This is a genomic window from Cellulosimicrobium sp. EB106-03-01-XG111 (assembly GCF_058792115.1).
Map to the genome: position 1 here is coordinate 11,780 of NZ_JBYTEQ010000002.1, position 13,386 is coordinate 25,165.

13 protein-coding genes are annotated in these 13,386 nt (G+C 74.9%); 6 read left to right on the forward strand and 7 right to left on the reverse strand.

What is annotated here, in order from left to right; genetic code table 11:
• Positions 1-12: 12 nt before the first annotated feature.
• The gene (locus tag AC3WT4_RS02000; protein WP_108048476.1) at positions 13-1,422 is read right to left on the reverse strand and encodes a dipeptidase; all 1,410 of its coding nucleotides are present in this window, start codon (positions 1,420-1,422) and stop codon (positions 13-15) included.
• Positions 1,423-1,496: 74 nt separating this feature from the next.
• On the opposite strand from AC3WT4_RS02000, the gene AC3WT4_RS02005 reads away from it, so the two are divergent.
• Positions 1,497-2,090, forward strand: a complete 594-nt coding sequence (locus tag AC3WT4_RS02005) for a DUF3043 domain-containing protein (RefSeq protein WP_074809513.1) — start codon at positions 1,497-1,499, stop codon at positions 2,088-2,090.
• A gap of 50 nt (positions 2,091-2,140) precedes the next feature.
• Positions 2,141-3,154, forward strand: coding sequence for an aldo/keto reductase family protein (locus AC3WT4_RS02010; RefSeq protein WP_108048329.1), 1,014 nt, complete (start codon positions 2,141-2,143; stop codon positions 3,152-3,154).
• A 58-nt stretch (positions 3,155-3,212) separates the two neighbouring features.
• Here AC3WT4_RS02010 and yczE read toward each other — a convergent pair whose 3' ends face one another.
• The gene (gene yczE, locus AC3WT4_RS02015) at positions 3,213-3,974 is read right to left on the reverse strand and encodes a membrane protein YczE (RefSeq protein ID WP_167405708.1); all 762 of its coding nucleotides are present in this window, start codon (positions 3,972-3,974) and stop codon (positions 3,213-3,215) included.
• Between the two features lie 62 nt (positions 3,975-4,036).
• Between yczE and yczR the strand changes: the two genes are divergently transcribed.
• Positions 4,037-5,548, forward strand: a complete 1,512-nt coding sequence (gene yczR, locus AC3WT4_RS02020; protein WP_108048331.1) for a MocR-like transcription factor YczR — start codon at positions 4,037-4,039, stop codon at positions 5,546-5,548.
• 39 nt (positions 5,549-5,587) lie between these two features.
• On the opposite strand, the gene AC3WT4_RS02025 is transcribed toward yczR, so the two are convergent.
• Genes AC3WT4_RS02025 through AC3WT4_RS02040 form a run of 4 tightly spaced genes read right to left on the reverse strand, consistent with a single transcriptional unit; the run spans position 5,588 to position 7,815 of the window.
• Complete coding sequence (locus AC3WT4_RS02025) at positions 5,588-5,797, reverse strand: hypothetical protein (RefSeq protein WP_034652937.1); 210 nt, start codon at positions 5,795-5,797, stop codon at positions 5,588-5,590.
• Positions 5,794-6,906 (reverse strand): quinone-dependent dihydroorotate dehydrogenase, encoded by a 1,113-nt coding sequence (locus AC3WT4_RS02030; protein WP_492314557.1) that lies wholly within the window; start codon positions 6,904-6,906, stop codon positions 5,794-5,796. The genes AC3WT4_RS02025 and AC3WT4_RS02030 overlap by 4 nt, the downstream gene beginning before the upstream one ends.
• Entirely contained in the window at positions 6,903-7,442 is a 540-nt protein-coding gene (locus tag AC3WT4_RS02035) for a hypothetical protein (RefSeq protein WP_492314558.1), read from the reverse strand. The genes AC3WT4_RS02030 and AC3WT4_RS02035 overlap by 4 nt, the downstream gene beginning before the upstream one ends.
• A 16-nt stretch (positions 7,443-7,458) precedes the next feature.
• A complete protein-coding gene (locus AC3WT4_RS02040; RefSeq protein WP_108048335.1) occupies positions 7,459-7,815 on the reverse strand; it encodes a hypothetical protein in 357 nt (118 codons plus the stop codon).
• 89 nt (positions 7,816-7,904) lie between these two features.
• Between AC3WT4_RS02040 and AC3WT4_RS02045 the strand changes: the two genes are divergently transcribed.
• A complete protein-coding gene (locus tag AC3WT4_RS02045; RefSeq protein ID WP_108048337.1) occupies positions 7,905-9,410 on the forward strand; it encodes a leucyl aminopeptidase in 1,506 nt (501 codons plus the stop codon).
• Between the two features lie 86 nt (positions 9,411-9,496).
• On the opposite strand, the gene AC3WT4_RS02050 is transcribed toward AC3WT4_RS02045, so the two are convergent.
• Positions 9,497-9,850 carry an oxidoreductase gene (locus AC3WT4_RS02050; RefSeq protein WP_492314775.1) on the reverse strand — a complete coding sequence of 118 codons (354 nt, stop codon included), beginning with the start codon at positions 9,848-9,850 and terminating at the stop codon, positions 9,497-9,499.
• A 224-nt stretch (positions 9,851-10,074) separates the two neighbouring features.
• Here AC3WT4_RS02050 and lpdA point away from each other — a divergent pair, with 224 nt between their 5' ends.
• Positions 10,075-11,457 (forward strand): dihydrolipoyl dehydrogenase, encoded by a 1,383-nt coding sequence (lpdA, locus tag AC3WT4_RS02055; RefSeq protein WP_492314559.1) that lies wholly within the window; start codon positions 10,075-10,077, stop codon positions 11,455-11,457.
• A gap of 30 nt (positions 11,458-11,487) precedes the next feature.
• On the forward strand, positions 11,488-13,299 hold the full coding sequence (sucB, locus tag AC3WT4_RS02060; protein WP_492314560.1) for a 2-oxoglutarate dehydrogenase, E2 component, dihydrolipoamide succinyltransferase: 1,812 nt from the start codon (positions 11,488-11,490) through the stop codon (positions 13,297-13,299).
• The last annotated feature ends 87 nt before the right edge of the window (positions 13,300-13,386 follow it).

The following is a 13,386-nucleotide window of genomic DNA, read 5'->3' on the forward strand; positions in this document are numbered from 1 at the left end:
GGACGTCGCGGGTCAGGCGACCGCGCCGCCGAGCCGCGCGAGCAGGAGCGCCTCGGCGAGCACCACCTTCTCCAGCTCGCCGAGGTGGACGGACTCGTTCGCGCCGTGCGCGCGCGAGTCCGGGTCCTCGACTCCCGTGACCAGGATCGCCGCGTCGGGGAAGACCTCGAGCAGGTCGGCGATGAACGGGATCGACCCGCCGATGCCGATGTCGACGGGGTCGGTGCCCCACGACGTCGCGAACGCCCACCGCGCGGCGCGCATCGCCTCGGAGTCCGCCGGGGCGAGGAACGGCTTGCCCTGCTCCCCGTCGCGCACGGTCACGCGCGCGCCGAACGGCGCGTGCGACTCGAGGTGCGTGCGCAGCGCCGCCATCGCGGCCGCCGGGTCCTGGCCGGGCGCGAGCCGCACCGAGAGCTTCGCGGTCGCGCGGGGCGTGAGGGTGTTCGACGCGTGCGCGACGCTCGGTGCGTCGAGCCCGATGACGGCGATCGCCGGCTTGGTCCACAGCCGGCCGGCGATGCTGCCCTCGCCCGCGAGGACGGTCCCGTCGAGCAGCGAGGAGTCGGCGCGGAAGTCGCCCTCCGCGTAGTCCACGGTCGGCTCGTCCGCCGTGACCAGCCCGGGCACGGCGACGTTGCCGGCGTCGTCGTGCAGGGTCGTGATCAGCCGCGCGAGCAGCGTCACGGCGTCGAGCACGGGACCGCCGAACATGCCCGAGTGCACCGCGTGGTCGAGCACCGCGACCTCGACCTCGCAGTCCACGAGCCCGCGCAGCGACGTCGTGAGCGCCGGGACGCCGATCTTCCAGTTCGAGGAGTCGGCGACGACGATGACGTCGGCCGCGAGCAGGTCGCGGTGCTGCGTGAGGAACGGCAGGAACGTCGGCGAGCCGATCTCCTCCTCGCCCTCGACGAACACCGTCACCCCGACGGGGAGGTCGCCGATCTCCAGGAGGGCACGCAGGGCGCCGAGGTGGGCCACGACGCCCGCCTTGTCGTCGGCCGCGCCGCGGCCGTAGAGACGGCCGTCGCGCTCGGTGGGCTCGAACGGGTCGGTCTCCCAGGTGCCCGCGTCGCCCGGGGGCTGGACGTCGTGGTGCGCGTACAGCAGGACGGTCGGCGCACCCTCGGGCGCCGGGCGGCGCGCGACGACGGCGGGCGCGCCCTCGGTGCCGTCCTCGGCCCGGGCGCGCAGCACCTGCACCTCGGGCAGTCCGGCGTCGCGCAGGAGCGCGGCCACGGCGTCGGCGCTGGCGGCGACGTGCGCCTGGTCGAACGCGGCGTTCGAGACGCTCGGCACGCGCACGAGCGACTCCAGGTCGGCGCGCAGCGCGGGGAAGAGCCGGGCGACGGTCTCGCGGAGCGTGGTCGCGAGGGCGGCGCCGGGCGCGGGGCCGGTGGGTTCGGGTGAGTTCGTCACGACCAGCACGGTACGACACCGTGCGGCCCCGGACCCGCGCCCGGGCACCCCGTCGGCTCGACTACCCTGGAGGGGTGTTCTCCCGCAACAAGGCCGCCGCGACCCCCGCCGCCCCCGACCCCGTCGAGGAGGCGGCCGAGATCGAGCGCGCCGGCAAGGGCCGCCCGACGCCCAAGCGCAAGGTCTCCGAGGCCGCGAACAAGCGTCCCCTCGTGCCGAACGACCGCCGCGCCGCCGCGAAGTCCGCGCGGGAGAAGCAGCGCGAGATGCGCGACCGCCAGTACCAGGCCATGCAGACCGGCGACGAGCGCTACCTGCCGCCGCGCGACAAGGGCCCGGTCAAGCGCTACGTGCGCGAGTACGTCGACGCCCGCTGGAACCTCGGTGAGTTCTTCCTGCCCGTCGCCCTCGTCTTCATCGTGTTCTCGTTCCTCACGGCGCAGAACCAGGAGCTCGCGTTCCTCACGGTCATGACGCTGTACGTCATCGTCCTGCTGACCGTCGTCGACGGCTTCATCATGTGGCGCCGCCTGCGCAAGCGCCTCCTCGCGAAGTTCGGCGACATCCCCAAGGGCACCGTCATGTACGCGGTCATGCGTGCCTTCCAGCTCCGCCGCGCGCGCCTGCCCAAGCCGACGCACAAGAAGCACGGCGTCTTCCCCGAGTGACGACGGCGCCCGGCGCCGCGAGCGGCCGGGCCCGCGGCTAGGTTGGGTCCATGCCCACCTACCGCTACCTCGGCAACTCGGGTCTCAAGATCTCCGAGATCACCTACGGCAACTGGCTCACCCACGGCTCCCAGGTCGAGAACGACGTCGCGACGGCGTGCGTGCACGCAGCCCTCGACGCCGGCATCTCGACGTTCGACACCGCGGACGTCTACGCCAACACGAAGGCCGAGCAGGTGCTCGGCGACGCCCTCAAGGGCCAGCGACGCGAGTCGCTGGAGATCTTCACGAAGGTCTACTGGCCGACCGGCCCCGGCGGCCCCAACGACACCGGCCTGTCGCGCAAGCACGTCATGGAGTCGATCAACGGCTCCCTGAAGCGGCTCGGCACCGACTACGTCGACCTCTACCAGGCGCACCGGTACGACACCGAGACGCCGCTCGAGGAGACCATGCAGGCGTTCGCCGACATCGTGCGCCAGGGCAAGGCCCTGTACATCGGCGTCTCCGAGTGGACGGCGGACCAGATCCGCGCGGGCCACGCGCTCGCGCAGGACCTCGGGTTCCAGCTCATCTCCTCCCAGCCGCAGTACTCCATGCTGTGGCGCGTCATCGAGGACGAGGTCGTGCCGACGTCGCGCGAGCTCGGGCTCTCGCAGATCGTGTGGTCGCCCATGGCGCAGGGCGTGCTGTCCGGCAAGTACCTCCCCGGCCGGCCGCTGCCCGCGGGGTCGCGCGCGACGGACGACAAGGGCGGCGCACGGATGATCCAGCGCTTCCTCACCGACGACGTGCTCACGCGCGTGCAGAACCTCCGGCCCGTCGCGGACGAGCTGGGCCTGAGCATGGCGCAGCTCGCGATCGCGTGGGTGCTGCAGAACGACAACGTCGCCGCGGCGCTCGTCGGGGCCTCGCGCCCCGAGCAGGTCGCGGAGAACGTCAAGGCGTCGGGCGTCACGATCCCGGCCGAGCTCATGACCCGCATCGACGAGATCCTCGGGGGCGCCGTCGAGCGCGACCCGGGCAAGACGGCGGAGAACGCCCCGCAGGGCCGCGTCGCCTGACGCACGACACCGCACGCGACGACGGCCCCGGCAGCGCGCCGGGGCCGTCGTCGTCTCCTCACCGGCCGGACGCGGGCATGCCTCCCTCGTCCGGCCGGGGGCCTGCGGTCGCGGGGACGGGCTCCCGCGACGCCGTCTCGACGTCCGACGCCGCCCCGGCGGCCGCGCCCTCGAGACCGTCCGTGCGCGCGGGCTCTCCGACGGGCGTGCGCCCGGCCACCGGGGCGACGAGCCCGCGCGGCGCGAACCACCGCGCCGTGAGCTGCACGATCGGCCCGACGGCGAGCGCGTAGGCGACCGTCGCCCAGCCGAGCGTGCCGCCCAGCGCCCAGCCCAGCGTCACCACGACGACCTCGAGGAGCGTCCGCACGAGCCGCACCGACCAGCCGGTGCGCGCCACCAGGCCGGTCATGAGTCCGTCGCGCGGTCCCGGGCCGAGCCGCACTCCCAGGTAGGCCGCCGTCGCGAGGCCGTTGAGCACGATGCCCCCGACGGCCAGGGCCACGCTCGCGGCGACGCCCGGGTCGGGCACGAGGCGCGTGACGAGCGCGATCGCCGGGTCGATCGTCAGCGTGATGACGACGACGTTCGCCACCGTGCCGATCCCGGGCCGCTGCCGGAGCGGGATCCAGGCGAGCAGGGCCAGCACGCTCAGCGACCCGACGACGACGCCGAACGGGAGCCCCGTGCGGCGGACGACGCCCTGGTGCAGCACGTCCCACGGCATCCCGCCCTGGCCGGCGTGGATCAGCAGCGCCATGGACAGCGCGTAGCCGAGCAGGCCGAGGAGAAGCTGGACGGTGCGACGGGTGGGGCTCATGGGTGTCATCCTGAGCGCCAAGTGGCATCGACATCCATAGCCAATTGCGAGAGAGTGGCCCCATGAGCCTTGCCCCGGCCAGGACGGTCGACGTCCACCGCCACCTGTCCCCTGCTGCCGCCGCCCGGCTCCTCGGCCGGTGGCACGCGGGCGGCCCCGCCTACACCGCCCTCGCCGACGCGCTGCGGGCCGCCGTCCTGGCCGGAACCCTCGCGCCGCACACGCGCCTGCCGTCGGAGCGCGACCTCGCGGCGGCCCTCGGTGTCTCGCGCACCACCACCGCCGCCGCGTACGGGCGGCTGCGCGAGCTCGGGTTCGCGCGCTCGCGCACGGGCTCCGGGACCGTCGTCGCGCTCCCCCGGCCGGGCGCGCGTCGGCCCGCCGACCGCGCGGCCGGCGGGGACGCCCCGCCCGGGCCAGCGCCACGCACCGCGCCGATCGACCTCGCCGACCTGTCGCAGGCCACCTCCGCGGCCCCGAGCGGGCTGCACGCCGCCTACTCGCGCGCGCTGGAGCGGCTCCCCGAGTACCTGTCCGGCGGCGGCTACGAGCCGTACGGCCTCGGCGTGCTGCGCGAGGCCCTCGCCGACCACCACACGCGCCGCGGCACGCCCACCACGCCCGACGAGGTGCTCGTCACCACGGGCGCCCAGCACGCCATCACCACGCTCGCCGACACCCTCCTCGGGGCGGGAGACCGCGCCGTCGTGCAGTCGCCCACGTACTACCACGCGATGGAGTCGCTGCGACGGGCGGGCGCGCGGCTGGTGCCCGTCCCCGTGGGCCGGGGCGACCGCGGGGCGCGAGGCGGCCGCGACCACGACGCGCCGGGCTTCGACGTCGACCTGTTCGACTCGACGCTGCGCCAGGTCGCACCGCGCCTCGTCTACCTCGTGCCGGACTTCCACAACCCGACCGCCTACACCCTCACGCCCGAGGAGCGGGCGGGCGTGCGCGACGCCGCGGCGCGGCACCGGGTGACCGTGGTCGGCGACGAGACGCTCACCGACCTCGACCTCGACGGCGACCCGGACGCCACCGGACCCGTCGTGGAGCCGCTCGCGGGCGACGGCACCTCGCCGTACGTCGTCACGGTCGGGTCGGCGTCGAAGTCGTTCTGGGGCGGGCTGCGGGTCGGCTGGGTGCGCGCCCACCCGGACCTCGTCGCACGCCTCGCGCGCACGCGCCAGTCCGCCGACATCGCCACCGCGGTGCTGGAGCAGCTCACCGTCGTCGAGCTGCTCGACGACGCGGCCGCCGTGCTCGCCGAACGCCGTCGGACGCTCCGCGCGCAGCGCGACCTGCTGTGCGGCCTGCTCGCCCGGGCGCTGCCGCAGTGGCGCGTGGACGTGCCCGAGGGCGGGCTCTCGCTGTGGGTGGACCTGGGGGCACCGGTCGCGCAGGCGCTCGCCGCCGCCGCGGCGGCCGAGGGGGTGCTCGTCAACGCCGGTCCGACCTTCACGCCCGACGGCAGCGCGGCCGACCGGCTGCGGCTGACCTTCTCCCGACCGCCCGAGCAGCTGGAGCACGCCGTGGCACGGCTCTCCGCGGCGTGGGCCCGCGTCGCGGCCTGACGGGCTCCGCGCGTCCGGGTCGGGCGGCCGGCGACCCGGTCAGGGGACGCGCAGCTCCACCGTCGCGGTCGCCTGGCTCCCGTCGTGCAGGAGCCGTGCGGCGGCGGCCCCCTCCGCGGCGAGGCTCCGCCACGTCTCGCCGAGCCACTGCTCGGCGTCGTACTGCGTGGTGAAGACGGGGCTCACCGGAGCCGCGAGGGCGCGCCCCTCGGCGTCGTCGAGCTCCCAGACCCACTGCGGCCGGATCATCGTGCCTCCTTCGCGTCGGCGCCCCGCACGTGCGCGCCCGGCTCCGGGTACCGCGCGAGCGAGCGGTTGATCCGCGCCGCCCACAACGGGCCCTGGTAGAGGAACCCGGTGTACCCCTGCACGAGGTCCGCGCCCGCGTGCAGGTAGTCGCGCGCGTCGTGCGCGGTGGTGATCCCCCCGACGCCGATGATCGCGCGCTGCGGCCCCAGCCGCTCGCGCAGGCGCGCGACGACGGCCAGGCCGCGCGCGCGGACGGGCGGACCCGAGAGGCCGCCGGGGCCGCGGTCGTGCCCGATCGTCGTGTTCACGGCGACGACGCCGTCGAGGTCGAGCTCGTCCACGAGGTCGGCGACGGCGTCGACGTCCTCGTCCGCGAGGTCCGGGGCGATCTTCACGAGCAGCGGCACCCGGTCGACGCCCGCGTCCGCGGTGGCCTCATCGGCCGCCTCGCGCACCGCCACGAGGATCGGCCGCAGCGACTCGACCTCCTGGAGGTCGCGCAGGCCCGGGGTGTTCGGGGACGATACGTTCACCACGAGGTAGTCCGCGTACGGCGCGAGCAGGCCCGCGCTCGTCGCGTAGTCCGCGGCCGCCTCCTCGGCGGGCGTGACCTTCGTCTTGCCGATGTTCGCCCCCACGAGCACGGCCCGCCCGCCCCGCGTCGAGCGCAGGGCCGCGAGCCGGCGCGCGGCCGCCTCGGCGCCCTCGTTGTTGAACCCCATGCGGTTGCGCACGCCCTGGACGTCGAGCTCGCGCCACAGGCGCGGCCGCTCGTTGCCGGGCTGGGGGCGCGCGGTCACGGTGCCGATCTCGACGAACGCGAAGCCGAGCATCGTCAGCCCGCGCACCGCCCGGGCGTCCTTGTCGAAGCCGCCCGCGAGCCCGAACGGCGCCGGGAAGACCTTGCCGAGCACCTCGACGCTCCCCCGGCCCCCCGCCGCGCGGCCCAGGTAGGGCGCGAGCGCACCCTGGACGACGTCGCGCAGGACGGGGACGCGTCCGGCGAACCCGATGAGGTCGAACGCCACGTGGTGGGCCCGCTCGGGGTCCATCCGGCGGAACACGGTGTCGAAGAGGAGTCCGTAGAGGAGCGGGCGGCGGCGGGTCATGCGGCGTCCTCCGGGGCGTCGGTGACAGGGGTGCGGGTGGTGGGGTGCGGGGTCGCCCCGCCGAGACCGGCGGGCCGGGTGCGCCAGAGCCACCAGAGCCCGACGAACGGCAGCACGAGCGGGACGTACCCGTAGCCCTGACCGAAGCCCGACCAGACGGTCGCGCGCGGGAAGGCCTCCGGGTCGGCGAGCGAGAACGCACCCACGGTCAGGACGCCGACGAGCTCGACGCCCACGGCGAGCCACGCGACGCGACGCGCGACCCGGCCGCCGCGCGCGAGGGCGATCGTCGCGACGACGTAGACCGCCGCCGCGAGCGCCGACAGCGCGTAGGCGAGCGGCGCCTCGTGCCAGTCGCGCAGGAGCTGGACCCCGGCACGGGCCGTCGCGGCGAGCGCGAAGATCCCGTAGACAGCGACGAGCACCCGGCCGAAGCCGGCGTTGGTGCGGCGCCGTCCCGACGGCGCGGCCGGGCGCCCGCTCCCTGCGGGCGTCGCCGACGGGTCCGACCCGTCGGGGGCGGCAGGTGCGCTCATGGCGAGGACCTCCAGGTCAGGCGTTCCAGATCTGCCACAGACGCCACTCGAGGAACGCGACCGTGAGCGCGGCGACCGCGAGCACGACGGAGCTCCAGCGCGAGCGCTCCGCGAAGGCCCACAGCGCGGCGACGGGCAGGATGACGAGTGCGGTCACGAGATAGCCCCACAGCAGGACCGGGTCGCTGGGCGCCGTCCCCGTCGCGCCGAGCACACCGAGCACGACCGCCTGCACGAGGATCAGCCCCTCGATCACCGCGGCGCCCCAGAGCTGGCGGAGGATCACCGCGCGGTCGCGTGCGACGAACACGACCGCCCAGGCGGCGAGCGCGACGCACGCCGCGACCACGAGGAGCAGGAGGGGGAGGACCACGCCGCCGAGCGTACCGGGGGCGGTGGGCGGCGCGGGAATCGTCCACAGCCCCGGCGGACCCGGCGTGCGGCCGGGGATAGCATCGCGGGGTGGCTGAACTGACCGTCTCCAGCAAGAATCCCGCCGGTGCCAAGGTCGACGCGCTCGTCGTCGGCACCCACACGACGTCCGACGGCGTCGCGATCGTCGGGGGCGACCTGCCCCGCCCGGTGGTCGCCGCCCTCGAGGACCTCGCACCCGCGCTCGGTATCACGGGCGCCGCCGACGAGGTCCGCAAGGTCCCCGCCGGTCCCGACCTCAAGGCGGGCGTGCTCGTGCTCGTGGGCCTCGGCGCCCGTCGCGCCGACGGCACGTTCGGCGCCGAGGCGCTGCGTCGTGCCGCGGGGGCCGCGCTGCGCGCGCTCGCCGGCACCACGTCGGTCGCCGTCGCGCTGCCCGTCGAGGACGACGCCCAGCTCGCCGCCGTGGCCGAGGGCGCGCTCCTGGGCACGTACACGTTCGCGCGCTACCGCACGGGCGAGGCCGCGACGTCGGCCGGGAGCCGTCCGCCCGCGACCGTCGAGATCCTCGCGGCGAACGCGCGCAGCGCCGCGGCGAAGGCCGCCGTCGAGCGCGCGACCGTCGTCGCCGCCGCGGTCAACGCGACGCGCGACCTCGTCAACGCGGCGCCCAACGACCTGTACCCGGCCGCGTTCGCCGACGTCGCGAAGCAGGCCGTCAAGGAGTCCGGCGCGAAGGGCCTCAAGGTCACGGTGCTCGACGACAAGGCGCTCGCCGCGGGCGGGTACGGCGGCCTGGTCGGCGTCGGTCAGGGCTCGGCGCGCGGGCCGCGTCTGGTCAAGGTCGCCTACACGCCGTCGCGTCCCGCGGCGAAGGTCGCGCTCGTCGGCAAGGGCATCACGTTCGACTCGGGCGGCATCTCCATCAAGCCCGCGAAGGGCATGGAGGCGATGAAGTCCGACATGGCCGGTGCCGCCGCGGTGCTCCAGACCGTCGTCGCGGCCGCGCGCCTGGGCCTGCCCGTGGCGGTCACCGGCTGGCTGTGCCTCGCGGAGAACATGCCGTCCGGCACCGCGCAGCGCCCGTCCGACGTCATCACGATCCGTGGCGGCAAGACGGTCGAGGTGCTCAACACCGACGCCGAGGGCCGCCTCGTCATGGCCGACGGCCTCGTCGCCGCGGTCGAGGAGAAGCCCGACGTCGTGCTCGACGTCGCGACGCTCACCGGCGCCCAGATGGTCGCGCTCGGCAACCGGGTCTCCGCGGTCATGGGCGCGGACGACGTGCGCGCGGAGGTCGTCGCGGCGGCCGAGGCCGCGGGCGAGCAGTTCTGGCCGATGCCGCTGCCCGAGGAGCTGGGCGCGTCGCTGAAGTCGAAGGTCGCGGACCTCGCCAACATCGGCGACCGGTTCGGCGGGATGCTCGTCGCCGGGCTGTTCCTCCAGGAGTTCGTCGGCGAGACGCCGTGGGCCCACCTCGACATCGCCGGCCCGGCGTTCAACGAGGGCTCCGCGCACGGGTACACGCCGGTCGGCGGCACGGGTGTCGCCGTCCGCACCCTGCTCGGCCTGGTCGAGGGCCGCGCCCGCCGCTGACCCCTCTGCCGAGCAGGTGGTCCTGGTGCCTCCGGGCGACCTGACGGACCACGACCGCCTGCTCGGCCCGGCGCGGCGCCGCCCGGTCAGGAGCTCCGGCGCTGCCGCTGGCGCGAGTTCCAGTCCCGCATGCGCTGCGGGTACCCGGTGAAGCGCACGTTGTAGACCGGGACGCCCAGGGAGCCGGCGACGTCGAACGCCGTGCGCTCGTCCGGGACACGTCGACGCGTCCACTCCCCCGTCGTCGCGATGAGCAGGAGCGTCGCGCCCGTGTCCGGCGTGGGCGGCTCGACGTAGGCCTCGACACCGACGCGCGTGCGCACGAACTCCTGCAGGTGCGCGAGCGTCGCGCGGCGGGCGTCCGACGGCGCGGCCGCGCCACCCGTCGATGACGAGGTCGTCGCGGGACGGCGGGAGAACAGGCTGGACAGCTTGGGCAGCCGGGGCACAGCGGCAGGGTACAGCGTGACCCTGGTCATACGGTGGGCGCGCTGTCTCCATCGTCACAGCCGCACGGCCCGGGTTTCGATTGGGGAGCCCGTCCCCGAGGTGCCAAGATGGCTCCCGGAGAACGTTCACGCACCGTGGGTCAGCGGTTCCCGTCCGGCCCGCCGTCGTGCCGTGGACGCCCGCTCTCGCTCTCCCCTCGCTGAAGGAGTCGCACGTGGCCGAACCCGGCACACCATTCGACGTCGTCGTCCTGGGCGGAGGCAGCGCCGGCTACGCCACCGCGCTGCGTGCCGCCCAGCTCGGTCTCGACGTCGCGCTCGTCGAGTCGGGCCGGCTCGGCGGCACCTGCCTGCACAACGGGTGCATCCCCACCAAGGCGCTGCTCCACGCGGCCGAGCTCGCCGACGGCGCCCGCGAGGGCGCGAAGTTCGGCGTGCGCAGCACGCTCGAGGGCATCGACATGGCGGGGGTCAACGCGTACAAGGACGGCGTCGTCGCCGGCCTGTACAAGGGCCTGCAGGGACTCGTCTCCTCGCGCGGCATCACGTTCGTCGAGGGCCACGGGCGCCTCGTGTCGAAGGACACCGTCGAGGTCGACGGCACCCGCTACACCGGACGCCACGTCGTGCTGGCCACCGGCTCGTACGCGCGGTCGCTGCCCGGTCTCGAGATCGGGGGCCGGGTCGTCACGTCCGACCAGGCGCTGCGGCTCGACCGCGTGCCGAAGTCGGTCGTCGTGCTCGGCGGCGGCGTCATCGGCGTCGAGTTCGCGAGCGTGTGGAAGTCGTTCGGTGCCGACGTCCAGATCGTCGAGGCGCTGCCCCACCTCGTGCCGAACGAGGACGTGGCGCTGTCGAAGGCGCTCGAGCGCGCGTTCCGCAAGCGAGGCATCGCGTTCTCGCTCGGCGACCGGTTCGCGGGCGTCAAGGAGACCGACTCCGGGGTCACCGTCACGCTCGAATCCGGCAAGACGTTCGAGGCCGAGCTGCTGCTCGTCGCCGTCGGACGCGGCCCGCGCACCGCGGACCTCGGGTTCGAGGAGCAGGGCCTCACGCTCGACCGCGGCTTCGTGATCGTGGACGAGCGCCTGCACACCGGCGTCGGCAACATCTGGGCCGCGGGCGACATCGTCCCCGGCCTCCAGCTCGCCCACCGCGGCTTCGCGCAGGGCATCTTCCTCGCGGAGCAGATCGCGGGCCTCGACCCGACGCCGATCGTCGAGTCGTCGATCCCGCGCGTCACGTACTGCGAGCCCGAGGTCGCCTCGGTCGGCGTCACCGAGGCCGACGCCGTGGAGACGTGGGGGGCCGACCAGGTCGAGTCCCTCGAGTACAACCTCGCCGGTAACGGCAAGAGCAAGATCCTCGGGACGAGCGGCTTCGTCAAGCTCGTGCGCCGCAAGGACGGTCCCGTCGTCGGCGTGCACATGATCGGTGCCCGCGTCGGCGAGCTCGTCGGCGAGGGCCAGCTCATCGTGGGCTGGGAGGCGTACCCCGAGGACGTCGCCGCCCTGGTCCACGCCCACCCCACCCAGAACGAGGCACTCGGAGAGGCGCACCTGGCCCTGGCCGGCAAGCCTCTGCACGCCCACAACTGACCCCAACGATCGAAGGAGACCAGGCAGGTCATGTCTGAGAACGTGCAGATGCCGGCCCTCGGCGAGTCCGTCACCGAAGGCACCGTCACCCGTTGGCTCAAGTCGGTCGGCGACACCGTCGCCGTCGACGAGCCGCTGCTCGAGGTCTCGACCGACAAGGTCGACACCGAGATCCCGTCGCCCGTCGCGGGCACGCTCGAGCAGATCCTCGTCCAGGAGGACGAGACCGTCGAGGTCGGCGCGAACCTCGCCGTGATCGGCGACGGCTCGGGCGGTGGCGGCTCCGCGCCGGCCCCCGCCGAGGCCGAGGCCGAGGCTCCGGCCCCCCAGGCCGAGCCGGAGCCCGAGCAGCCCGCCGCCCAGGAGGCGCCCGCCGCCCCGGCCCCGGCCGAGCAGCCCGCGCCCTCCGGCGACTCCGCCGGTGGCGGCGAGGAGATCAAGCTCCCGGCGCTCGGCGAGTCCGTCACCGAGGGCACCGTCACGCGGTGGCTCAAGTCGGTCGGCGACACCGTCGAGGTCGACGAGCCGCTGCTCGAGGTCTCGACCGACAAGGTCGACACCGAGGTCCCGTCGCCCGTCGCGGGCACCGTCCAGCAGATCCTCGTCCAGGAGGACGAGACGGTCGAGGTCGGCGCCGTGCTCGCGATCGTCGGCTCCGGTGCCGCCCCGGCCGCGGCCCCCGCCGCTCCGGCCGAGCAGCCCGCGCAGGAGGCGCCGAAGCAGGAGGCGCCGAAGCAGGAGGAGGCGCCGACCGAGGCGCGCACCCCGGCGAGCGAGGCGGACGTCCCCGCGCAGGCCGCGCAGGAGGAGACGCCCGCCCCGTCGACGAGCGCCCCCGCCACCGAGAAGCCGGCCGCGCCGTCGGCTCCGGGTGCGACCCCGGCCCCGGCCGCCAAGGCCGGTGGCACCTACCTCACGCCGCTCGTGCGCAAGCTCGCCGCGGACAAGGGCGTCGACCTCTCGTCCCTCACGGGCACGGGCGTCGGCGGCCGCATCCGCAAGGAGGACGTGCTCGAGGCAGCCCGCAAGGCCGAGGAGGCCAAGGCGGCGCCCGCCGCTGCCGCCCCCGCCGCCCCCGCGGCCGGTGGCGCTCCGAAGAAGGCATCGGTCCCGGCGGTCTCCCCGCTGCGCGGCACGACCGAGAAGACGAGCCGCCTGCGCAAGCTCGTCGCGAGCCGCATGGTCGAGGCGCTGAGCACGCAGGCCCAGCTCACGACGGCGGTCGAGGTCGACGTCACGCGCGTCGCCGCCCTGCGCAACCGCGCGAAGGCGGACTTCAAGGCGCGCGAGGGTGCGAACCTCACGTTCCTGCCGTTCTTCACGCTCGCCGCGGTCGAGGCGCTCAAGGCCTACCCGAAGATCAACGCGACCTTCGCCGAGGAGGAGATCACGTACCACGGCCAGGAGAACGTGGGCATCGCGGTCGACACCGAGCGCGGCCTCGTCGTCCCCGTCATCAAGGACGCGGGCGACCTCAACCTCGCCGGCATCGCGCGCAAGATCGCCGACCTCGGCGCGCGCACGCGGGCCAACAAGGTCGGCCCGGACGAGCTCGCGGGCGCGACGTTCACGATCACCAACACCGGCTCGGGCGGCGCCGTCTTCGACACGCCGATCGTCCCGGTGGGTCAGGTCGCGATCCTCGGCACGGGCACGATCACGAAGCGCCCCGTCGTCGTGACGGACGTGGACGGGAACGACACGATCGGCATCCGCTCGACGTGCTTCATCTTCCTGTCCTACGACCACCGCCTGGTCGACGGTGCGGACGCCGCGCGCTTCCTCACCACCATCAAGAACCGCATCGAGGAGGGCGCGTTCGAGGCCGAGGTCGGCCTCTGACGGACCCGCTCCGCGGCACCCGCCGCGGACGGCGCCGGACTGCTCCGACGCCACGCTGACGAGGGCCCCGACCGCACGCCGGTCGGG